This window comes from Bradyrhizobium sp. IC4060 (genome assembly GCF_020193715.1).
GTDB classification, from domain to species: domain Bacteria; phylum Pseudomonadota; class Alphaproteobacteria; order Rhizobiales; family Xanthobacteraceae; genus Bradyrhizobium; species Bradyrhizobium yuanmingense.
Window position 1 is genome coordinate 301,030 of sequence record NZ_JADYVJ010000007.1, and the last position, 22,535, is coordinate 323,564.

The 22,535-nt window shown below is 64.9% G+C and carries 20 protein-coding genes; 10 read left to right on the forward strand and 10 right to left on the reverse strand.

Annotated elements, in window-relative coordinates; translation table 11 throughout:
* Positions 1-3 precede the first annotated feature (3 nt).
* From I6F16_RS23755 to I6F16_RS23765, 3 genes are all read right to left on the reverse strand, one after another.
* Complete coding sequence (locus I6F16_RS23755; RefSeq protein WP_036013936.1) at positions 4-1,344, reverse strand: hypothetical protein; 1,341 nt, start codon at positions 1,342-1,344, stop codon at positions 4-6.
* Positions 1,344-2,483 carry a glycosyltransferase gene (locus I6F16_RS23760; RefSeq protein WP_225112422.1) on the reverse strand — a complete coding sequence of 380 codons (1,140 nt, stop codon included), beginning with the start codon at positions 2,481-2,483 and terminating at the stop codon, positions 1,344-1,346. Before I6F16_RS23760 ends, I6F16_RS23755 begins: the two co-directional genes overlap by 1 nt.
* A gap of 253 nt (positions 2,484-2,736) precedes the next feature.
* A complete protein-coding gene (locus I6F16_RS23765) occupies positions 2,737-3,840 on the reverse strand; it encodes a glycosyltransferase family 1 protein (protein WP_225174047.1) in 1,104 nt (367 codons plus the stop codon).
* A gap of 181 nt (positions 3,841-4,021) precedes the next feature.
* Between I6F16_RS23765 and I6F16_RS23770 the strand changes: the two genes are divergently transcribed.
* Entirely contained in the window at positions 4,022-4,909 is an 888-nt protein-coding gene (locus I6F16_RS23770) for an aldose 1-epimerase family protein (RefSeq protein WP_109145043.1), read from the forward strand.
* 24 nt (positions 4,910-4,933) lie between these two features.
* Here I6F16_RS23770 and I6F16_RS23775 read toward each other — a convergent pair whose 3' ends face one another.
* On the reverse strand, positions 4,934-5,782 hold the full coding sequence (locus I6F16_RS23775) for an MBL fold metallo-hydrolase (protein WP_109145042.1): 849 nt from the start codon (positions 5,780-5,782) through the stop codon (positions 4,934-4,936).
* 247 nt (positions 5,783-6,029) lie between these two features.
* On the opposite strand from I6F16_RS23775, the gene I6F16_RS23780 reads away from it, so the two are divergent.
* On the forward strand, positions 6,030-6,833 hold the full coding sequence (locus tag I6F16_RS23780; protein ID WP_225112423.1) for a response regulator transcription factor: 804 nt from the start codon (positions 6,030-6,032) through the stop codon (positions 6,831-6,833).
* A 68-nt stretch (positions 6,834-6,901) separates the two neighbouring features.
* Here the strand turns inward: I6F16_RS23780 and I6F16_RS23785 are convergent, their stop codons facing one another.
* Complete coding sequence (locus I6F16_RS23785) at positions 6,902-7,672, reverse strand: transglycosylase SLT domain-containing protein (RefSeq protein ID WP_225112424.1); 771 nt, start codon at positions 7,670-7,672, stop codon at positions 6,902-6,904.
* Between the two features lie 52 nt (positions 7,673-7,724).
* Complete coding sequence (locus I6F16_RS23790) at positions 7,725-8,861, reverse strand: CocE/NonD family hydrolase (protein ID WP_225112425.1); 1,137 nt, start codon at positions 8,859-8,861, stop codon at positions 7,725-7,727.
* A 164-nt stretch (positions 8,862-9,025) separates the two neighbouring features.
* On the opposite strand from I6F16_RS23790, the gene pgm reads away from it, so the two are divergent.
* The 4 genes from pgm (at position 9,026) to I6F16_RS23810 (ending at position 13,657) form a co-directional block, all read left to right on the forward strand.
* The gene (pgm, locus tag I6F16_RS23795; protein ID WP_225112426.1) at positions 9,026-10,672 is read left to right on the forward strand and encodes a phosphoglucomutase (alpha-D-glucose-1,6-bisphosphate-dependent); all 1,647 of its coding nucleotides are present in this window, start codon (positions 9,026-9,028) and stop codon (positions 10,670-10,672) included.
* 187 nt (positions 10,673-10,859) lie between these two features.
* Positions 10,860-11,909 (forward strand): aromatic ring-hydroxylating dioxygenase subunit alpha, encoded by a 1,050-nt coding sequence (locus I6F16_RS23800; protein WP_225112427.1) that lies wholly within the window; start codon positions 10,860-10,862, stop codon positions 11,907-11,909.
* 3 nt (positions 11,910-11,912) lie between these two features.
* The gene (locus I6F16_RS23805; protein WP_036013918.1) at positions 11,913-12,665 is read left to right on the forward strand and encodes a GntR family transcriptional regulator; all 753 of its coding nucleotides are present in this window, start codon (positions 11,913-11,915) and stop codon (positions 12,663-12,665) included.
* Positions 12,666-12,676: 11 nt separating this feature from the next.
* Complete coding sequence (locus I6F16_RS23810) at positions 12,677-13,657, forward strand: PDR/VanB family oxidoreductase (protein ID WP_225112428.1); 981 nt, start codon at positions 12,677-12,679, stop codon at positions 13,655-13,657.
* Positions 13,658-13,889: 232 nt separating this feature from the next.
* On the opposite strand, the gene I6F16_RS23815 is transcribed toward I6F16_RS23810, so the two are convergent.
* The 3 genes from I6F16_RS23815 to I6F16_RS23825 all read right to left on the reverse strand — a co-directional run bounded on the left by I6F16_RS23815 (position 13,890) and on the right by I6F16_RS23825 (position 17,570).
* On the reverse strand, positions 13,890-15,851 hold the full coding sequence (locus I6F16_RS23815) for an EAL domain-containing protein (protein ID WP_225112429.1): 1,962 nt from the start codon (positions 15,849-15,851) through the stop codon (positions 13,890-13,892).
* Positions 15,852-16,022: 171 nt separating this feature from the next.
* The gene (locus I6F16_RS23820; protein WP_225112430.1) at positions 16,023-16,883 is read right to left on the reverse strand and encodes an EamA family transporter; all 861 of its coding nucleotides are present in this window, start codon (positions 16,881-16,883) and stop codon (positions 16,023-16,025) included.
* A 72-nt stretch (positions 16,884-16,955) separates the two neighbouring features.
* A complete protein-coding gene (locus I6F16_RS23825; protein WP_225112431.1) occupies positions 16,956-17,570 on the reverse strand; it encodes a TetR/AcrR family transcriptional regulator in 615 nt (204 codons plus the stop codon).
* 149 nt (positions 17,571-17,719) lie between these two features.
* On the opposite strand from I6F16_RS23825, the gene I6F16_RS23830 reads away from it, so the two are divergent.
* Positions 17,720-18,730, forward strand: a complete 1,011-nt coding sequence (locus I6F16_RS23830; protein WP_225112432.1) for a hypothetical protein — start codon at positions 17,720-17,722, stop codon at positions 18,728-18,730.
* Positions 18,731-18,741: 11 nt separating this feature from the next.
* On the opposite strand, the gene I6F16_RS23835 is transcribed toward I6F16_RS23830, so the two are convergent.
* Complete coding sequence (locus I6F16_RS23835) at positions 18,742-19,107, reverse strand: nuclear transport factor 2 family protein (RefSeq protein WP_036013913.1); 366 nt, start codon at positions 19,105-19,107, stop codon at positions 18,742-18,744.
* A gap of 101 nt (positions 19,108-19,208) precedes the next feature.
* On the opposite strand from I6F16_RS23835, the gene I6F16_RS23840 reads away from it, so the two are divergent.
* Genes I6F16_RS23840 through hemC form a run of 3 tightly spaced genes read left to right on the forward strand, consistent with a single transcriptional unit; the run spans position 19,209 to position 22,484 of the window.
* Positions 19,209-19,799, forward strand: coding sequence for a TetR/AcrR family transcriptional regulator (locus tag I6F16_RS23840; protein ID WP_225112433.1), 591 nt, complete (start codon positions 19,209-19,211; stop codon positions 19,797-19,799).
* A 53-nt stretch (positions 19,800-19,852) separates the two neighbouring features.
* On the forward strand, positions 19,853-21,478 hold the full coding sequence (locus tag I6F16_RS23845) for a choline dehydrogenase (protein WP_036035330.1): 1,626 nt from the start codon (positions 19,853-19,855) through the stop codon (positions 21,476-21,478).
* Positions 21,479-21,503: 25 nt separating this feature from the next.
* Positions 21,504-22,484 (forward strand): hydroxymethylbilane synthase, encoded by a 981-nt coding sequence (hemC, locus tag I6F16_RS23850; protein WP_225112434.1) that lies wholly within the window; start codon positions 21,504-21,506, stop codon positions 22,482-22,484.
* Positions 22,485-22,535 lie beyond the last annotated feature (51 nt).

The following is a 22,535-nucleotide window of genomic DNA, read 5'->3' on the forward strand; positions in this document are numbered from 1 at the left end:
CGCTTACCGCGCCGGCCTTATCTCCAAAGCGGGCATGGCACCGTTGCTCGCTGCAATGAGAACCGGCGTGGTCGAAACCGGAATCCAGGCACCGGACGTAGGTCTTGCGGCCGAGTCGCACGGCATCGCAAAGGTTGCGCCGTCCTGATCGCCCTTGATCCGGACCTCGTAACGCCGCTCGGGAGTCTCGGACCACACCGCAACTCTGGCGCCGGACGTAGTCGTTGCATTGATCGACACGACGCCGCTGGCGAGCTCGCGTTTCTCGGCGCTCAGGCTGGAGCGGATGAAAGCCCAGGCGCCCTGAACCGCGCAGGCGACGGGCTTCGGCGAATTGTCGAAACGGTAGAGCCCGAAATTGTGCTCCAGATCCGATGCGTCCTTTCCACTGTCCTTGAGTTCGTAGAACCACATTCCTTTGAGCCAGCGCGCCGCGGTTGATGCCCACAAGATGAGCTGCGCACTATTGTCGGACTGGGCTTGTTCGCTGACGCCGCATTTATTGGTGGCAGCCGTGGTCCACCCGGTCTCGGTGACATAGATCGGAAAATCGGGGTTTCCGCTCGCCTGGCCGACCAGGCGGTGAAACGCCGTCAGCCTGTCGATGATTTCGGCCGAGGTGCGTTTGCTCGGGCCCATGCAGAAATTGTAGAGATGGATCGATGCGCCGTCCGCATATTGAAGAATGCCGGTCCGCAGCATCTTCTCGGTCCATGTCCAGCCCAGATCGTCGCCGAGCGCGCCGACCAAAAACGGCGCATTTGGCGCCACCCGCTTGACCACCGGCCGCGTGACCTCGGCAAGCGCCCGATAGTTTTCCGGCGAGAACGCAGGATCCTTCTTCGCCGCCAGGTTCCATTCGTTCCAGAGCTCGAACAGCGGATGCTGCGCCACCACCGATTGCGCCGCCGCCGCCGCATAATCGGCGAACCGCTGCCGCGCCTCGTCCGTCGTCGGTGGCGAGGAATTCGGAACGAGATGATGGCCGAAGGCGAGGATCAGGAGAGGGCGCGCGACGCCGGACTTGACCTGCGCTTCGAGCCTGCCAAGTCGGGGTGTGAAGCCCATCCGGCGTCCCCCAACCTCGAACTCGGACCAGGGAAAATCATCGCGAAAGGAATTGAGACCGAGTTGCTTGATCTGGGCGACGTTTTCCGAAGGCACGTATCCGCGCGCGCTCACCGGGCCGCCCAGCCCCTGATGTGTGCCGACCCCGAGCAGGAATCGGGCATCGAGCGGTTGCGCCTGCTGTGCGCAGACCGGGACCGGAAGGAGAATGGATGCGATGAGGCTCGCGAGGCGGAGACTGTCGCGAACCAAGGTGCGTGGGAGCGGTGCAGCCATCAGAAATTCTTGGAGAGATCCGACTGCAGCGCCGCCTTCGCTGCGACGGGCGTCTGGTCGTCCTGAAGCAGCTCGACATAGACCTGCTGCAATTGCGCATGCGTCTTCTCAACGTCGTAGAGCTGCTTGAACCGGTCGTAGCCGCGCTGCCCCAGCACCTTGAGATCGAGATCGAGTGCGCGCCGGAAACCATCCACGAGCGGCTGAACCGCGACGGGCTCGCAGAGCACACCGGTGACGCCATCGACGACGATCTCGGGCAAAGCGCCGCTGCGGAATGCCAGGATGGGCTTGGCCGCGCGCATCGCTTCGAGCGCAACGAGGCCGAAGGCTTCCCAACGTGACGGAATCACGACGAGGTCGGCGGCCTCGAGCTGGGTCTCGATGGTCGGGCGGTCGAGCCAGCCCAACAGGGACACGTTGGACGGGACGGTCGGACCTTCGTACTTGTTGACGACGGAGGCGCCGATCATGCGGACGTCCAGCACATCCTCGAGCGCGCGTGCCGCTTCGATCAGCAGATCGAACCCCTTCTGCCGGTCCAGGCGTCCGATGAACAGCACCTTGACCTTCTTCGAGGTCCAGTCAGCCGCGACGGGCTGCGGCGTGCGGCTCTTCGAGATGCCGTTGTGGACCACGGTGAGGCGGTCGGCAGGAATTCCCGCGCGCACCGCCTCGCTATACTCGTCGCCGGAGATGCAGATGATTCGGTCCGAGGTGCGCGCAAGCAGGTTCTCCGCCGCCTTCGTCAGCTTATGACTGAAGCGGCCGGTCTCGCGCGAAAATGCCCAGCCGTGCGGACAATAGACGACGCGCGGTCCGCCTGAGCGGGCTGCCAGCGCGGGCCGGAGCACGAGCCCCGCCAAGGAAGAATGCAGGTGCACCACGTCCGGTCTGAAGGCATCCAGCGCTTGCATGCTGGCACGCAGCATCTGGAATAGGCCGGCGACGCTGCGGCCGGATCGTTCGAATGTTGTAATCTGGTCGTCATCGATTGCGCCAAGGTCGCCCCGATGATCCGACGGCACGACATAATGTACGTTCTCGGCACCGAAGCTGGCTTGTTGTTGAGGATGCAACTCGTTCAGATAGCTCGCGATCCCGCCACGGATCGTTTCGGCGATGTGCAGCACTTTCATCGTTTGCCTTGCGTAGGGCCGCGTTGGAGAGCCGGACATCTGTATCCCTGTTCTGTGTTCGCTAGTGCGAAATACAGTTCCTCGAATACGTAGCGATATTGGGGCAGCGATGTGGTGATGTTGCGCCAAGGCGCTCGTGCTTGCGATCATCGCAAGAACGAAGAAGAAATTTCATGGAACCAGGCAAAGAGCCGCGAGTTGCAAATCGTTTGTGCAAAAACCGTTGCGCGCGATAGGCGAACCGCGCCGCGTTTCACGCAGCGCTGGCGACGTTCGCCGGCACTGCGAGGTGATCGAGCAACGTCTTCGCCGATTTTTTCCACGAATAGAGTGCAAGGCGATCCTGTTGCCGCCGGCGTTCCTGGTCCGAGATCGCGCCGATTGCCAATCTTTCGAGCATGAGCTGCTTCAACGCCTCGGCATCCGTGGCGTCAAAATACGCAGCCGCGTCGCCGCACGTCTCCACGACGGCGTCGGCCCTCGAGGCGATGACCGGGCAGCCGAAGATCATGGCTTCGAGCGGCGGCACGCCGAACCCCTCGTAGAGGGAGGGAAACACGAAGGCCGATGCGTGTGCATAGAGAGCTGCAATCTCCCCGTCGGTCAGGCGGCCGGCCAGCAGCAGGCCGGAGACCCCTTCGCCGGAATTGTCCTGAAAGACCTTGCTGTTGTCGCCGCCGACGATGACCAGCGGAATGTCGGGCCGATCGAGCAGCTGGATGGCGCGGATCGCGACGGCCAGATTCTTGTTCTTGGTTTTCGAGCCCACGAAGAGGAAGAACTTCTGCGGCCGAACGCCGAGCCGGGCGAGAATGCCGGGATCGGGCTTCGTGGCCGCAAAGTGTTCGGCACTGTTGGGGAAGACCGGAATGCGCGATGGCGAGAGATTCAGCACGCCTGCAAGTTCCTTGCGCGAAAATCCCGACACCGTTGCGATGCTTGCGTGCCGGGCGAGCATCCGCCCCATCGTGCGATGGACGGTCAGATAGCGCCAGCTGAAGAAGTCGGGCCTGCGAAAGACCTGGGCGTCGTGAATCACGACAATGTGGTCGCGATGGAAGACCGGTCCGGAATTGGCCAGGCTGATCAAGCGGCCTCCGGCGGCAGCGCGGGCGAGATCGATCTGATCCCACGCGTGCCCATGCAGCCGGCCGACAGCGCGAATCTTGATCCGGTCGAGATCAAGTTCCTCGCTTGCATCCGCGGGCTTCAACAATTGCCAGTCTGCGTTGCGCAGCGAGGCCGGAATCTGCTCCGACGCGAGCAGCACGTCGATCGCCTTGACCATTTCAGCGGCATAACGCTGCACGCCCGTGAGCTTTTGCGACAGAAAGCGGCCGTTGATGAAGAATTTCAATTGGGGACCACGATGGTTCATGGAGTTCCGGCCGGGTTCGCGGGGAGCTCGCGGTGGAGGAGCCGCACGTGAGCAATCGTTAGGTACAGAAATATGACGCAGCCGGGCATGGCTCGGAGGCGCCGCCTGCATGGCCCGGCGTCGCCTTGCTGCGTGCCAGGCCGGGGTGTAGAGGTCGGCCATGACCGATGACACCCACTCCTTCCGCTGCGGCTCGCTCACCGCGACCGTCAAGGCGCACGGCGCCGAGCTCTGCTCGCTGAAGGGCGGCGGCACCGAATTCCTTTGGCAGGCGGGACCGGAATGGCCGCGTCACGCGCCGCTGCTGTTTCCGATCGTCGGGCGCCTTGCCAACGACGAATTGCGGCATCAGGGCAAGACGTATCGGATGACGCAGCACGGCTTCGCCCGCGACAGCCGCTTCGTGTGGGCAGAACGCGGCGAGAGCCGCTGCACCCTGGTGCTCGATGATAATGAGACGACGCGCGCGCTCTATCCGTTCCCGTTCCGGCTGACGGCAGCCTATGCGATCGATGAGTCCGGCCTCGATCTGACGCTCACGATCGCCAACACCGGCAAGGAGACGTTGCCGGCCTCGCTCGGCGGTCATCCCGCCTTCAATTGGCCGCTGCAGCCCGGCGCGGCGAAGGAGAGCCATGCGCTGACTTTCGCGAGCGCCGAACCGTCTCCGGTCCGCCGTCTCGAAGGTGGATTGCTGCGGCCGGCAGCGGAGCCGAGCCCGGTCAAAGGCACCTCGCTTCCCTTGTCGGACTCCCTGTTCGTCGACGACGCCATCATCTTCGACCGCATCGAGAGCACTTCGGTCCGCTATGCCGCGGCGGGCGGTGCATCGACCGGGCCATGGCTGAAAATGTCCTGGCGCGGATTTCGCGAGCTCGGCGTCTGGTCGAAACCGTCAGGCGCGCCGTTCCTCTGCATCGAGCCCTGGCGCGGCTACGCAAGTCCCGCCGACTTCCAAGGCGAGTTCACCGACAAGCCGGGACTGATGCACATCGCAGCCGGCGCGGAAGAGCAATTGTCGTTCCGCATCGAGGTCGGATCGTCCTGAGGCCGGCGAGCTGATCGATGATGATCAGACCTCGATGCGCGTGAGATCCTCGCCGAGCACGACCGGTCCTGCATAGTCCCGCCTGACGTCATCAAGCAATGCGTTCAGCATGGCATCGTCGGTGCGCGGACGGTGATGGGTCAGCGCGAGCTTCTTGACGCCGGCTCTGGCCGCGATCTTCCCGACCGTGTCGCCGCAGGCGATCGTGTATTTCGCAAGCCGGCGCAAATGCTCGTTGTTGATCTCCGGCGTGGCGAGGAAGCAGCACTGCACCAGCAGGTCGGCTCCCTCGGCCAGCCGCTCGAGCCCGGGGCAGGGGACGGTGTCGCCGGAAATAGCAATGACCTTGCCTTCCGCTTCGAAGCGATAGCCGAGACAGATCCAGCGCGCCAGAAAGGCCGGCGGCATGTCGAGGCCATCGCCATGCGAGACCAGTTCGGCACTGATCTTCCAGCGACCGGTGTCGAGCACGGGGCCTGGGATGATGTCCGTTGCGGCGACCGGCTTCCAGCCGCCGAAGCTCGGCTCGCCCTGGTCCCGCCAGATGATGTCCTTGTCGTAGACCTGCGTGATGAGCGTGTTGACGAGCCGCTCAGTGTCCGGCGGCCCATAGATGCGGAGATCGTCCTTGCGCCCGTGCATCCACGAATTCAACATCACATCGTAGAGATCACCGATGTGGTCGAAATGGTGATGGGTGAGGAAGACCGTGTTGATGGCGCCGAGCGGCACGCCGGCCTTGTGAAGCTGCACCATGACGCCACGGCCGGCGTCGAACAGGATGTTCTCCTCGCCAAGCCTGATCAGCGTGGTCGTCGCCATGCGGCGCGGGTCCGGGCGCGGGCCGCCGGTGCCGAGCAGTATGACCTCCATGCGCCACCTCCGAGTGCAGGCTTTTGGAGGCACAGTAGATGCGAAGCTCACAGGGGAGCAAGCCGCAGAGCGCCGCCCGAAGTACGATCTGCTTTTCCGAAAATCGGGAGACTGCCGGCGCGACGGTGCGCGGAATGAGAATTGTGGGCCAATTCATACTTAATATGCCAAGAGCATGACCAATATTGTTTGCGCATCACAACGCGCCTAGTATCGCGGCAGGCAATTTCGGGGGCTCGAACAGGCTGTGAATGCCCGTTCACATGACGGCGCGTTGCGCGGCGACTTGAATCTGCAGGTCGGGACGCAGGCACATGGGACCGCCAGGACGGCGGTAGCTTCCGCTCGTCCGCCCGGCCGCGAGCGGCTGATCGTCGTCGAGGACGATCCGGTGACGCGGACCATGCTGGTCGACTATTTCAGCGACAACAATTTCGACGTGGTCGGCGCCGGCACCTGCACGGAGTGCCGTCAGGCGCTGCGCGCGCGCACCGATCTCGTCTTCCTCGACGTGCAACTGCCTGACGGGGACGGCTTCGAGCTCGCCAAGGAGATCCAGGCCACCAGCAACGCGGGCATCATCTTCGTGACGCGGCGCGACACCGACGTCGACCGCATCCTCGGCCTCGAGGTCGCCGGCGACCATTACGTCACCAAGCCGATCAACCTGCGCGATCTGCTCGCGCGTGCGCGCAGCGTGCTGCGGCGTCGCTCGATCGACCGCAAGGCGGCGCGCAACCACAATTCGATCGCGTTCGGCGACGGGATCATCGACCTGACCCGGCGCGAATTGCTCGGCAACGACGGCAAGCCGGTGGCGCTGACGCGCGCCGAATTCGACCTGCTGGCGGCGCTCGTCGGCGCCGACGGCAGGCCGCTCAGCCGCGACTATCTGATCGAGGTGGTCAGCAACCGCCAGGCCGAAGTCGACATCCGCACCGTCGATGCGCTGGTGGCGCGGCTGCGCCGCAAGCTCGTCGGCAGCGGCACGCCCGTGATCGCGACCGTCACCGGCGTCGGCTACAAGCTCGCGCTCAGCGAGCGGCTGTAGCGCATGATCCGGAAAAGCGTGCAGCGGTTTTCCGGCAAGATCATGCTCAGACAATAGCAACATCGCCGTCAGCGCGATGCGACGCGCTTCCAGCGTGCTTCGATGCGCGCCTTGATCCGGCTGACCCTGGCCTCATGGGCCGCCCAATAGGCGCGGCTGGCGGCCGCGGTGCCTTGATGATAGCGGGCATAGACCGCCTTCGGCTGCACCGGCATCTTCGGGCGGCTCGCCGGTTTCACGGGCGCCGCGGCCGCAACCGCAACGGCAGCTGCAACCGTGGACGCCGGATCCGGAGCAGCCGCAGCTTCGCGCTCTCCCGGCATCGCGCTCATCGCGACAAGCCGGTTGCGGGCCCGGTTGCAATAGACCTGCGACCGCGCGCTCATCTCCACTTCGCCATGACCCGCCCGGTATTTCATCAGGGCGCGGCAGAGGTCCCCGCCCGAAAGCCGCCAGGCTTGGCTGAGATAGAGCACCCCGTAATGGATGTTGACGTCGGGTTCGGCCAGCTCCGCGCTGCTGCCGCGGAAGCCCAGCATCGCCGCGGTCTCGGGGCGCACCTGCATCAGGCCGATTTCGCCCGCGCTGCCGATGGCCGCCGGGTTGTAGCCGCTTTCGACGAAGACGACCGCCTCGGCGATATCGGCCGGCAGATTGGTGCTCTTGGTTTCCCGCTCGATGATCTTTCGGATCATGGCCCGCGACGACGGCGTTTCGCCGGCGCCGAGCTCGCTGCTGCCGTCGGCCGCATGTGTGCCGATCGGAGCCGACACGAGCAGGACGACCGCGACGTGCTTCCACGTCGCGCCGAGAATGGAGCGTGCCCGATCCCGCAGCATGGGCCTGTCATAGAGCGCCGGAGTTAACAAACCGGCCTCAGGCGTTTGTGCGTCACGGTCGCGCGCGGGCGCTCTGGTCGGTGGATCTGGCCTGCGACGGCTCCTCCAGCTGGTCATCGACCGCATAGAGCGTGCAGCTGGGCGACCATTTCATGCAGGCCGCCAGCGAGTCGCGCCGGGCCTCCTCGGTCGTCGCACGTCCGGCGCGCCAGCCGTAGCCGCCGTTCGGCGACACCGCAAAGGCCTTGTGCGGCAGCAGGCTGGCGAGATAGCGCGCGAACTCGGCTCGCGCGGCCTCGTTGAGCTGGCGTGGCGGCGGCAGCGGATCAGGCAGGCCCAGCACTTCATGGCCGAGCCCGCGCTCGCGCAGGAAGGCGTCGAGATACGGTGTCCATTGCGGCCGGCCCGCGACCGAATAGAGATAATGCCCGTCTTCGCCGTAAGCCGGTGCCGCCACGAACCTCGCATTGCCGCCGCCGGCGCGAAATCCGTCATGGAGCCGGCGCGCGAGGTCGGAACCGAAATAGGAATCGTTGCTGGCATAGACCCACAGCATCGGCACGCGCGAGGTCTTGCCGAAGGTGGCGAAGGCCTGCACCAGCCCATCCGGATTGCAGACATCGTCGTCGTTGCGCGAGCCGCGGCCGCCGGCAAAATTGATTGCGGCGACGAGGCCCGCCGGCGCCTGTGCGCTCAGCGCCACCGTTGCAAGGCCGCCTGCGGAATGGCCGGCCGCGATCATGCCCGATGTCGTCACGTCGCCCCGGTGCGCCATCGCATCGATCGCGGCGCGCAGATCGGCAACCGCGACGGCGGCCGCCGGCAGGTACGCGGCCTTTGCGCAACCGCCGACGCTGTCGACGCGCCCGCCCGGCGAGCTGCCGTAGCCGCGCCGCATCACCACCAGCGCCGCAAAGCCGCGCCGGGCGTATTCCAGCGCGATGCCATAATATTTGTGCGCCGACATGGTCGCGCGGTCCTCGAACTTGCGCGGCGAGCCATGGCTGAGCAGCGCCAGCGGATATCGCTTGGTCCCGACTGGTCGGACCAGAAAGGCCTCCAGCCCCTGCGGTCCGGCCTCCGCCATCGGGATGCGCAGGTCCTCGGTGTAGAACTCCGCGGCGCGCGCCGGTGCACCGGCCAGGATGAGGCTGGCGATCAGTACGAGCAGCTTGCGCGATGGGATCATCAGACGATTCGAAAGGGCGGTGCTGCCGAGCATAGCACGAAGGCCGCTCATGGGGACTGCAGCGCCTCCAAGGAACGCCTTCCCCCTCGCGCGTGTTGTGGCCTTGGCGGGGGCTTAGCCGATGCTATGGTGTCCCGCACTCACGACAGGACGAGGGTATTCCAGTGGCTGATGTTCATCCCGCGGCGGGCAAGCAGGCCTCGCCGGACGCGCTCACCAATATTCCGCAGCTGGTGACGGCCTATTTCGCCGGCAAGCCGGATGCGTCCGATCCGGCACAGCGTGTGGCATTCGGCACGTCGGGCCATCGCGGCACCTCGTTCAAGAACACCTTCAACGAAGGCCACATCCTCGCGACCACGCAGGCGATTTGTGATTACCGCAAGGAGAAGGGCCTGACCGGCCCGCTCTTCATCGGCATCGATACCCATGCGCTGGCCGAGCCGGCGCTTACAAGCGCCGTCGAGGTGTTCGCAGCCAACGGCGTCGAGGTCATGATCGACAAGGATGGCGGCTACACGCCGACGCCCGTCATCTCGCATGCGATCCTCACCTATAACAAGGGCCGCACCTCTGGTCTTGCTGACGGCGTCGTCATCACCCCCTCGCACAATCCCCCCGAGGACGGCGGCTACAAATACAATCCGCCTCATGGCGGCCCGGCCGATACGGACGTGACCGCTGCCGTCGAGAAGTGCGCCAACGCCTATCTCGCCGGCGAGCTCGAGGACGTGAAGCGCATCGACTATTCGAGGGCGCGCAAGGCCGCGAATGTCCACGCCTACGACTTCGTCACGCCTTACGTCGCCGATCTCGGCAATGTCGTCGATCTGGACCTCGTTAAATCCGCCGGCGTCAAGATCGGCATCGATCCGCTCGGCGGCGCCGCCGTGCATTACTGGCATCCGATCATCGAGCGCTATGGCCTCAACGCCACAGTCGTGAACGAGGCGATCGATCCGACCTTCCGTTTCATGACGGTGGACTGGGACGGCAAGATCCGCATGGACTGCTCCTCGCCTTACGCGATGGCGAGCCTGATCGGCATGCGCGACCGCTTCGACGTCGCCTTTGCCAACGACACCGACGCCGACCGTCACGGCATCGTCACGCGCACCGGCGGGTTGATGAATCCGAACCATTACCTGGCGACCGCGATCTCCTACCTGTTCGCGCACCGTCCGGACTGGGGCAAGGATGCGGCGATCGGCAAGACCGTGGTGTCGAGCTCGATCATCGACCGCGTCGCCAAAAAGCTCGGCCGCAAGCTGGTGGAGACGCCGGTCGGCTTCAAATGGTTCGTCGACGGCCTCGTCACCGGCGGCTTCGGCTTCGGCGGCGAGGAGAGTGCAGGGGCCTCGTTCTTGCGCCGCGACGGCGCGGTGTGGACCACCGACAAGGACGGCGTCATCCTCGGCCTGCTCGCTGCCGAGATCATGGCCAAGACCGGCCGCGATCCCAGCCAGATCTTCAATGATCTCACCGCCGAATTCGGCATGCCGCATTACGCGCGCATCGACGTTGCCGCCACCGGGCCGCAGAAGAACATCCTGAAGTCCCTCACACCAGAGCAGCTCGGCCTCAAGGACCTCGCCGGCGATCCCGTTCGCGCGACGCTGAGCAAGGCGCCGGGCAACGGCCAGCCCTTCGGCGGCGTCAAGGTCGAAACCGATTTCGGCTGGTTCGCGGCGCGCCCGTCCGGCACTGAGGACGTCTACAAGATCTACGCCGAAAGCTTCCGCAGCCCCGAGCACCTGAAACGGATCCAGGAGGAAGCCCAGGCGGGCCTAGCCAAGGTGTTCGCGAGTTAAAGCCAACACTGGCGCTTTCTTACCCTCCCCTCCAGGGGAGGGTAAGGGGAGACGGACGCGATCCATTCCCCCGCTCTGTATACAAGCAAAGGGATAAAGGTATTAAAGTAGAGCTGATTCTCCCTTGAACAATTCCATCCCTCAGCTATTGTATACATAACGTATTCATAAGCCGTGGGAGTGAGACATGACAAAACCCTTCCCCATGAACGCCTGGTACGCCGCGGCGTGGGACGCCGACGTCAAGGCTGCGCTGCTGCCGCGGACCATCTGCGGCAAGCATGTCGTGATGTATCGCAAGGCCGACGGCACGGTGACCGCGCTGGAGGACGCCTGCTGGCATCGCCTGGTGCCGCTGTCCAAGGGCCGGCTCGAAGGCGACACCGTCGTCTGCGGCTATCATGGCCTGAAATACAACGCGCAGGGCCGCTGCACCTTCATGCCCTCGCAGGAGACCATCAACCCCTCGGCCTGCGTGCGCGCCTATCCCGTGGTCGAGCGTCACCGCTACGTCTGGCTCTGGATGGGCGATCCCGCACTCGCCGATCCCGCGCTCGTCCCCGACATGCACTGGAATCAAGACCCGGCCTGGGCCGGCGACGGCAAGACCATCCACGTCAAATGCGACTACCGCCTCGTGCTCGACAATCTCATGGATCTCACCCACGAGACCTTCGTGCACGGCTCCTCCATCGGCAATGATGCCGTCGCCGAGGCGCCGTTCGACGTCACCCATGGCGAGAAGACGGTGACGGTGACGCGCTGGATGCGCGGCATCGAGCCGCCGCCGTTCTGGGCCAAGCAGCTCGGCAAGCCCGGCCTCGTCGACCGCTGGCAGATCATCCGCTTCGAGGCGCCGTGCACCATCGCGATCGACGTCGGCGTCGCGCCGACGGGCACCGGTGCGCCGGAAGGCGACCGCTCGCAGGGCGTCAACGGCTTCGTGCTCAACACGATCACGCCGGAGACCGAGAAGACCTGTCACTATTTCTGGTCCTTCGTCCGCAACTATCGTCTCGGTGAGCAGCGCCTCACCACCGAGATCCGCGAGGGCGTCTCCGGCATCTTCCACGAGGACGAGCTGATCCTCGAAGCTCAGCAGCGTGCGATGGACGAAAACCCCGACCGCATCTTCTACAACCTCAACATCGACGCCGGCGCGATGTGGTCGCGCAAGCTGATCGATCGGATGGTGGCGAAGGAGAACGCCCCAAAGCACCTTCAAGCCGCGGAGTAGAACATGGCCGAGCGTGAGGTCGACCGCTCCATCTCGCAGACCGTGAAGGCGCAGCTCGCGCTGCGCGACCAGATCCTGTCGGGCGCCTTGCGGCCGGGCGAGCGCATATCCGAGCTTCAGGCGGTGGAGACGACAGGCGCCTCGCGCACGCCGGTACGCATGGCGCTGGTGCGGCTGGAGGAGGAGGGGCTGTTGGAGGCGATCCCCTCCGGCGGCTTCATGGTGAAGGCGTTTTCCGAGCGCGACATCTCCGATTCCATCGAGCTGCGCGGCACGCTGGAAGGCCTGGCGGCGCGCTTTGCCGCCGAGCGCGGCGTCTCTGCGCGCGAGCTCGAGCCGCTGAAGGAGTGCCTTGCTGCGATCGACGAGCTGCTGCGGCAGGTGCCGATCTCGGTCGATGCTTTCTCGTCCTACGTCGCGCTGAATGCGCGCTTCCACGCGCAGCTCACGGAACTGTCGCGCAGCCCGCCGCTGATCCGGCAGATCGACCGCGCCTCGGCGCTGCCGTTTGCCTCGCCGAGCGGCTTCGTGATGGCGCAATCGGCGTTGCCGGAGGCACAGCAGATCCTGATCATCGCCCAGGAGCACCATCGCGTCGTGATCGACGCCATCGAGAACCGCGAAGGCGCGCGCGCCGAGGCCGTCATGCGCGAGCATGCCCGGCTCGCGGTGCGAAACCTGCGGCTCGCGCTGCGCAACCGCACCCATCTCGACCTCTTGCCGGCGCTCGCGCTGATCAAGACCGCAACCGATTGAGGGCAGTCACCATGCGCTTCATCGAGACCTGGACCCCGGCAACGCTCGTCGCCACCCGCGATCTCACCCTGAACGTCCGCGAATTCCTGATCAAGCCGGATCAGTTCGAGACCGCGGCCTATCCGGTCGGCAGCCACATCAATGTCAGCGTCACCATCGACGGCCTGCTGGAGACGCGGTCCTATTCGCTGGTCGGCGAGGCCTCGTCGCACGGCCTCCGAATTGCTGTGCGCCGCGCTGAGGATTCCCGCGGCGGCTCCCGCTACATGTGGTTCTTGCAGCCGGGCGCGCGGCTCGAGATCACCCAGCCCGCCTCGCTGCTTGCGGTGGACTGGGCGCGCGAGAACTACTGCCTGATTGCCGGCGGCATCGGCATCACCCCGATCCTCGGCGCCGCGCAGGCGCTGGCGCGGCGCGGGGCGGATCTCACGCTGCATTATGCCGTACGCTCGCGCCGCGAGGCCGCCTATCTCGACGATCTCGCCGCGATGCTTGGCGATCGCCTCGTCGTTCATGCCAGCGACGAAGGCAGCCGGCTCGATATGGACGCCCTGTTCGCCTCATTGCCGCAAGGCACGCTAGCGCTGTTCTGCGGCCCGATGCGCATGCTCGACGCCGCACGCCATGCCTGGATCGGCGCCGGCCATCCGCTCCCCGATCTCCGCTACGAGACGTTCGGCTCCAGCGGCACGCTGCCCACCGAAACGTTCAGGGTGCGCCTGAAAGACTCCGGTGTCGAGCTCGAGATCCCGCGCGAGCGCTCGATGCTCGACGTGCTCAATGCCAGCGGCTTTGAGGTGATATCCGATTGCAAGCGCGGCGAATGCGGCCTCTGTGCCATCGACGTGGTCGATGTCGACGGCGAGATCGACCATCGCGACGTCTTCTTCAGCGACCATCAGAAACAGAGCAACCAGAAGATCTGCGCCTGCGTCTCCCGCGCGCGCGGCACGATCACGGTGGATACGTTGCTGCGCGCGGATGCGGTTTGAAGGAGGCCGGAGCGGGACTCTCCTAGGAGCAAGTAGACGGCGCCGCGGGCTCCACCTCTCCCGCTTGCGGGAGAGGTCGCGCCGAAGGCGCGGGTGAGGGTTCTCTCCTCTGGGGGAATCCCTGTAGCCCGGATGGAGCGGAGCGAAATCCGGGGCGGTGTTGCTCCGGCGCACACTCGTCCCGGATTGCGCTCCGCTCCATCCGGGCTACGAAGGACCAATCGGTAGAGCCCTACGCCGCGTAAATCGCCCGGTACTTCTTCGTCTCCAGCAGCGCCATCACCCCGTCCGCGGCCACCGGCCGGCTGATCAGATAGCCCTGCACCTCGTCGCAACTGATCTGCCTGAGATATTCGAGCTGGTCGGCGGACTCGACCCCCTCCGCCACGACGCCGATCCGCAAATCGCGCGCAAGCGAGATCACCGATTTCACGATGGCCGCGCAGTCCGGCTGCACCAGCATGTCGCGGATGAAGGACTGGTCGATCTTGATGCGGCTGAACGGCAGCTTGCGCAGGTAGGTCAGCGAGGAGAAGCCGGTGCCGAAATCGTCGAGCGCGAGGGTGACGCCGAGCTCCAGCAGCGCGTTCAGGACCGTCGCGGCCGAACCGTATTTCGCCAGCAGCATCGATTCCGTGATCTCGATCTCGAGCCGATGCGGGGCGATCCTGGCCTCGGCGAGCGCCTGCACGATGGTCTGGAGGATGGCCGTGTTGTGAAATTGCGCGGCCGAGAAATTCACGGCAACCCTGATGTCTTCGGGCCAATTCGCCAGCGTCGCGCAGGCGCGGCGGATGACCCATTCGCCGATCTCGTGGATCAGCCCGGTCTCTTCGGCGACTGGTATGAATTCACTCGGCGGAACCAGCCCGCGCGAAGGATGCTGCCAGCGCAATAGCGCCTCGAAGCCGGTGATCCGGTTGGTGCCGAGATCGAGGAACGGCTGGAACACCAGGAACAGCTCGTTGCGCGCAATCGCGCCTGCGAGGTCCGCTTGCAGCGCCTTGCGCTCGCGGGACGATTTGTCGTCGGCCTGTTCGAAGAAGCAGACTGTGCCCGGCCCCACCTTCTTGGCGCGGTAGAGCGCGGTATCGGCATTCTTCATGAGGTCGAGCGGCGTGTTGCCGTCGCGTGGCGCCAGCACGATGCCGACGCTGATCGCGCCGACGATCTGGCGACCCTCGATCTGGAACGCCTCGCTGAAGGCCGCGACGAAGCGTTCGGCGATCTCGAGCGCATCCTCGGGCCGTGTCAGATTGGCCATCACCAGCGCGAACTCGTCGCCGCCGATCCGCGCGACGTGCTCGGCGGCGCGCGTGCAGCGTTGCAGGCGGCTGGCGACCTGGACCAGGAATTCGTCGCCGGCGGGATGGCCGAACTGGTCGTTGACCTCCTTGAAGCGATCGAGATCGAGCAGGAGCACCGCGAATTCCTCGCCCGATAGCGCCAGCCGCTTGAGCGCGGCATCGAGCGTTTCGTTGAAGGCGACGCGGTTTGGCAGGTGGGTCAGGGGATCGAGCCGCACCGTGCGCTCGGCCTCGATCTGCCGCATCATGCGCCGGGCGAACGAGAACGAATTGACGAACACGCCGCGCAAAAGGACGCTGCCGTAGACCACGACGAGAAAGGCGATGAGGAGAAAGGCGAGATCGCCGTTCTGGCCGAGGCAGATGGCGATGCCGAGGAAGATCGGCGCCGTGAAGGCGATCGCCGCGATCGGAATGGTGGCGAAGGCGAGCGCGCCGCCGGCCAGCATGCCCGCGCACAGGCAGGTAATGACGAGCTGGCCGCCGCTGGAAGCGTCGGCGAAGAAGGCGACCGGGACGATGCCCCAGGCGGCGCCGAGGATGAAGGCGTTGCGCACCAGCCGGTACATCGCGCGACGCGAGACGAATTGCGGCTTGGTGATGCGGCGCGCGACGTGGGATTGCAGGCCAAATCCGATCGCGGCGGCGGCGACAGCCGCCGCCCAGATCAGGGCGGGCATCCTGTCCGGCGACTGCCACAGCGCGATGGCGAGCACGATGGCGTTGCAGGCATTGGCCAGCATGATGCCGACCGAATAGCCGAGCACCAGCGACATCTGCTCGGCGCGGATATGCCCGGCCACGGCCTCGTCCGTTGCGGGACCGCCAAAGGCTGACAGATCGCCGGCGAACAGCCGTGCGACATAGCTGGTCGTTTGAGTCCGCATTCAATAGCCTAGCAGCACGGGCCGTTCTTTTCGGCTCGATCCGGAGAATTCGCCGTAAACCTTTGACGAACTATGAATTATCCCCGCTTGCCGCGCCGGCCGCGACCACTTCTGCGTGCTCTTCACGCAGTATCGATAACAAATCGATACAAATGCCCGACAGGCCGGACATCAAACGGGGCGGGGGCGCGGTGTCAGCTGGGCGATGGCGACCCCGGAGATCGCGAGCAGTCCGCCGACGATCAGCTTGGGCGTAAGCCGGTCGCCGAGAAACAGTACGCTCGAAAGCAAGGCAAACACCGGAAGTAGCAGACCGAAGGGCGCGACGCGCACCATCGAGCAACGGGCGATCAGCCAGAACCAGAGGCCAAACCCGACAATTCCCCCGGCGAAGATCGTGTAGGCGAGCGCCAGCCAGCCAAGTTCGCCCGCCGTCAAAAGGCTCGCCGCTTGTCCATGTTCAAGGAGCAGCGACATCAACATGACCTGCGGTACCGTGAGCAGCGACGACCATCCCATCAGCATCAAGGGGTCAAACGGGCCGTAGCGTTTCGTCAGCACGTTGGATACCGCGAAGGCGAAAGCCGCTCCGACCACGAGCAGCAGCGGAAGCGGGTTGGTGGACTGGCCCGGCTCCGCCGCCAGCACGGTCACGCCGACGAATGCAAGCATCACTCCGGCGCAGGTGGCAAGTGACGGTCTCTCCGCCAGCAGCGGCCAGGCCAACAGAACCGTGAAGGGCGTGGCGAGTTGGTATGCGACGGCCGATATGCTTCCCGAGCCGAGCCCGAGGCCAACGTAGAAGAGCCCGAAATTTAGTCCGCCCAGGAAAAGCGAAATGGCTGCGACAGGGCCGAGCTGTTGACGCGTGGGCCTGTCCACGAACGGAACAAGCAGCAGCGCAATGGCCAGAAAGCGCAGTGCGAGGAAGAAGAGCGGTGGAAACTCCGCAACGCCCACTTTGATGGCCACGAACTGATAACCCCAGATCAGGGGAACGGCGATCGCGCAGACGATCTGGATGGCAGACATGGCGGATGTCCTTTTTAAAGACCGATTAGTCCAAATATGGGCGCACCATCAGCGGAGGCGTCACGGGGTTGCTTACCTGACGAAACGACCGATGAGAGCGTCGACGGCCGCTTGCGATGTGGTCCGTGCCGGTGCCGTCTTGCCGACCACGCGCAGCCCTTCAACGAAACAGACGAGAACCCGGGCGGCCGTTGCGGGCTCGACACCATCGGCCAACCTGCCCGCCGCTTTCGCGCGGGACAGTGCATCGGTCACTTTGGCCTCCATCGCCTTGAAGAAGCCCGCAACGCGTCGACCGACGTCGGCATCCCCGCCAGCCAATTCCATGGCCGTGGCCACCAGGAGGCATCCACGCCGACCGTTGCTCCCGCTGGTGCGCTCGACGTAACCGGCGAGGTAGGCCTGCAGACCCTCGACCGGATCGTTTCGGGGGTCGAATTCGACATCCATCCGCGCCAAGGCATCCGCGATGTAACGATCGAGCGCCCGCAAGAACAGCGAATGCTTGTCGCCGAAAGCGGCGTAGAGGCTGCCCCGCGACAGCCTGGTCGCGCGCAGGAGATCGGGCAGCGCCGTGGCGTGATAGCCGCGCGACCAGAACACATCCATCGCGCGTTCGACGGCGGCGTCCACGTCGAAACTTCGCGGCCGGCCACGGGGCATCGGCGTTGCAGTATTTTGCCTCATGCCGATATATAGACCGATCAGTCATTAAATGACAAGCCCAAGCTCCGGGGATCATTAGCCTCCTATCCGGACCTCAACACCGGAATCTGCGCTGATGTTTTCTTCTCGTCAGCGGATCGAGACGCCCCCTCGATCGCGTGATACGTTTCGTGGACCGGCAGGTCACCGTGCGCCGCGTCGGCACCGGATGCGTTCGAAATTCCGAGGGCCTGTCCATGAGCGAGCCTTCAGCCGATGTGTCGGCAACGGTCGAATACACGATGGACAAATGGCGGATGGACCGGGTCCCCTGGGCCCTGTGGGCTTGCGTCGCCGGCCTTGCGATCGCGGTTCACGCCGAGAGCCGTGGCCAGAATGGAGCCGTTTTGGCCCTCGTCTATCTGGCTCTGCTGGCTCTGGCGTTCGCAGGCTATGCACTGACGAGCCTGATCGGGCGGTCCGGCCTGCCATTGCTTCTCGAATTATTTATCGGCCTCCTGGTCCTGATCATCGTCTCTGCCCTCATCGGTGGGATCAGCCTGATGGTCAGCGGGTCGACCGGCGGCTCCAGCTATGTCGGCACGATGCGCAGTCACTATTGGACTCATCTCGTGAACCCATCGCTGAACGTTTTCGGCTGGATGTTGCTCTATCTGGGTTTCGGATGGATCGCGTTTTCAGCTTACCGGCACTTCTACGCGGATCGGGCGGTCGTCTCCATGTCTTCCGCGGGCATCCACTTTCACAGGCCATGGCTCAAGGGTCTCTTCATTCCCTGGCAGGAGGTGCGCGGGGTGGGCCATCTGGTCGTTCCCGGCATCTCGGGGGTGCCGTATGTCAGTCCATACGCTGCGGCCGTCACGGTCGGTCAAAACTTCTATGAGCAGCATATCGCCCCGAAGCTGGGCTTCCTCGCGCCACCCGGGGCCGAGGCCATGTTCCAGCCGAAAGGCGAAACGATGCAGGTGGTGCTGAGCAGCGCCGACATGGCGGTCAAGCCGGAAGATTTTCTCAGGCCTGCCGAGGCGCGGTGGAAGACATTTCGGGATCAACCGGCATCGCCGCCCCAACGCGGCGGCACCGTCTTCTACGGACGCTGGTCGATCGATGGCTCTCGGTGGCAGGCCGTTCAGTTTCTTGCGCCTCTCGTCGGTCTGGCCGTGGTCATGCTGTACCGATAGGGTAATCCCGCTCAGCGTCCGAGTTGCTTCGGATCGTAGAAGAAGCGCTCCTCGATGATCTCATTGCCTCGCCAGGTCTGCCACGCGATCTCCTCCAGCGTCCGCGTCGCGCCCTCGGCGTCGGTGAAGGAGAACTTCCAGCGGCTGGCGACGACGTCGCCATCGATCAGGCTCGGGCCGAGGCGCACGGCAGTGACCTCCTTGAACGCGGCCAGCACGCCGCGCTCCTTATCCGCGAGCTTGTCGCGCCCGACCACCGGCGCGGCGAGATTCTCATAGGTCGCGGTATCAGCGGTGTAGTAGTCGAGGATCGCGCCGACGAAGTCGCCATCCTCCAGCCGCTTCGCAAAGGCTTCGACGATCTCACGGCTCGGCATGGTGACCTCACAATTTAAAACCGACTGATAGTCGGTAATTACCGACCGATAGTCGAAAAGTCAACTGGCCGGCTCTCGCGAATTCGACTAGACGAGAGCTTATGGCCAAACAGGCGGAGCGGCGGGCGGCGACATCGGAGGCGACCCTGACGGCGGCGCGGCGCCTGTTCGGGACGCAAGGCTTTGCCGCGACCACTATGGACGACATTGCCGAAGGCGCTTCGGTGGCCAAAGGCGCGGTCTATCATCACTTCAAGACCAAGGAGGCGGTGTTTGAGGCTGTGTTCGACCAGGTGTCGCGCGACCTCGTTGCCGAGATCGACCGCACGGCACGCGCCGAGAAGGACGTGCTCGCCGCCATGGTCGCCGGCACCCAGCATTACTTTGCCGCGACCGCGAAGGGGCCGACCGGCCAGATCATTCTGCGTGACGGCCCCGCCGTGCTCGGCTGGGAGCGCTGGCGCGAGATCGACGCGCAGCACTTTGGCGGCAAGATGCCGCGTGCGCTCTCCGCCGCGATGGAGGCCGGCCTGATCGCGCGGCAGCCGGTCGAGCCGCTGGCGCGGCTGCTGCTCGGCGCGGTGACGGAGGCCGCGGTCGCCTGCGCCGGCCGCGCCGATATCGCCAAGGCCGGCGCGGAATATGCCCGTGCGTTCAAGTCGCTGGTCGAGGCGCTGCGCGTCAAGGCCTGAGTGTGCTACTCACAAACTCGAAACGCCCGCTCTAACAAGAAGAACAGTAGCGCATGAACGCAACTTCCTCTCTCGCACCCACCGATCCCGAATTCGACTACATCATCGTCGGCGCCGGCTCCGCCGGCTGCGTGCTCGCCAACAGGCTCTCGGCGAACGGCAAGCACAGCGTGCTTCTACTCGAGGCCGGCCCGAAGGATTCCAACATCTGGATCCACGTCCCGCTCGGCTACGGCAAGCTGTTCAAGGAGAAGAGCGTCAACTGGATGTACCAGACCGAGCCGGAGCCGGAGCTGAAGGGTCGCCAGGTGTTCCAGCCGCGCGGCAAGACGCTGGGCGGATCGAGCTCGATCAACGGCCTGCTCTATGTCCGCGGCCAGCACGAGGACTACGACCGCTGGCGCCAGCTCGGCAACACCGGCTGGGGCTATGACGACGTGCTGCCCTATTTCAAGAAGGCCGAGAACCAGTCGCGCGGCGCCGACCAGTATCACGGCACGGGCGGGCCGCTGCCGGTGTCCAACATGATCGTGACCGATCCGCTGTCGAAGGCCTTCATCGACGCTGCCGTCGAGAGCGGTCTGCCCTACAATCCTGATTTCAACGGCGCGACCCAAGAAGGGGTCGGCCTGTTTCAGACCACGACGCGCAACGGCCGGCGCGCCTCGACGTCGGTGGCCTATCTCGGGCCCGCGAAGGCGCGCAGCAATCTGAAGATCGAGACCTCCGCCCACGCTCAGCGCATCCTGTTCGAAGGGCGCCGAGCCGCAGGCGTCGAATACCGGCAAGGCGCCACCTTGCGCCGCGCCCGCGCGCGGCGGGAAGTCGTCGTGTCGAGCGGCGCCTACAACTCGCCGCAGCTGCTTCAGCTCTCCGGCGTCGGGCCCGGCGATCTCCTGCGCAAGCATGGCATCGAGGTGGTGCTCGATGCTGCCGGCGTGGGGCATGATCTGCAGGATCACATGCAGGTCCGCATCGTCATGCGCTGCTCGCAGAAGATCACGCTCAACGACACCATCAATCATCCGCTTCGCCGCACCATGGCCGGCGCACGCTATGCGCTGTTTCGCAAGGGATGGCTGACGATCGCAGCCGGCACGGCGGGCGCCTTCTTCAAGACCAGTCCGCGCCTCGCCTCGCCCGACATCCAGGTTCATTTCCTGCCGTTCTCGACCGACAAGATGGGCGAGAAGCTGCACGATTTCTCCGGCTTCACCGCTTCGGTTTGCCAGCTCCGTCCTGAAAGTCGCGGTTCCCTCCGCATCAAGAGTGCCGACCCGGCCGTGCCGCCGGAAATCCGCATCAACTACATGTCGACCGAGACCGATCGCACCACCAACGTCGAGGGCATCAAGATCTTGCGCAAGATCCTGAACGCTCCGGCGCTGAAACCGTTCGTGGTCAGCGAGTACGACCCCGGCGCGAAAGTATCTTCGGATGCCGAGATCCTGGATTACTGCCGCGAACGCGGCAGCACCATCTATCATCCGACCTCGACCTGTCGTATGGGCAATGACGCGCTCGCGGTGGTCGATCAGCGGCTGAAGGTGAGGGGACTCGAAGCCTTGCGTGTCGTCGACGGCTCGGTCATGCCCGATCTGGTGTCAGGGAACACCAATGCGCCGATCATCATGATCGCCGAAAAGGCCTCCGACATGATATTGGAGGATGCGCGTTAGTTTCGCGCTTTGAAAGGATTTGGACTTGGCTACGCGACTGAAGATCGGCACACGCAAGAGCGCCATGGCGCTGGCACAGACGGAAGAGATTGCGCGCCGCCTGACCGCCGCGGTGCCCGGTCTCGACGTCGAGATCGTCAAATTCGATACCACGGGCGATCTCGACCAGACCAGCAAGCTGCTGCCGCATGGCGGCAAAGGCGGCGCCTTCGTGGCGCAGATCCGTGCCGCCGTGCTGTCGGGTGAGCTCCAGGCGGCGATGCATTCGTTAAAGGACATGCCTGGTAACGAGGACACGCCCGGCCTCGTCATCGGTGCCACGCTGTCGCGCGATCCGCCTGGTGATGCGCTGGTGCTGCGCGAGGGTGTGACGCTGGAGGCGCTGCGGCAGTCCCGCGGCAAGGGTTTCAAGATCGGCACCAACGCGGTGCGCCGTGCAGCCTATGCGCGGCGGCTGTTCCCTGATGTCGAGGTGATTCACTTCCGCGGCGCCGCCGACACGCGTGTGCGCAAGCTCGACAATGGCGAGAAACAGCGCCTGCCGGATGGCGGCGCTGTGGGGCCCGCGGATGCGCTGATCATGGCGCGCTCGGGCCTCGATCGCGTCGGCCTGTCCCATCGCATCGCCTACGAATTCACAGCAGTGGAGATGTTGCCCGCGGCAGGGCAGGGCATCGTCGCGGTCGAATGCGCCGCGCAGGATTGGCAGACGCGACAGATCCTGTCGTCGATCGACGACGCCGCTGCGCACGCCTCCGCCGACGCCGAGCGCGAGGTGCTGTGGGTGCTCAACGGCCACTGCAATTCACCGGTAGCGGGCTTCTCGACCATCACGGGCGATCGGATGTCGCTCACCGCCTCGGTGCTCGATCTCTCCGGCAACACCATCATCGAAGCCTCGCATACGGGGCCGGCCAACCGTCCGCGCGAGCTCGGCCGCGCGGTGGGATTGGACCTGCTGACGAAGGGTGCGGCGGAGATCATCGAGCGCAGCCGGCCGCGGTAAGCATGCCGAAATCACGATCTCTGATGATGTCATTTTGCACCTGTTTTGCCC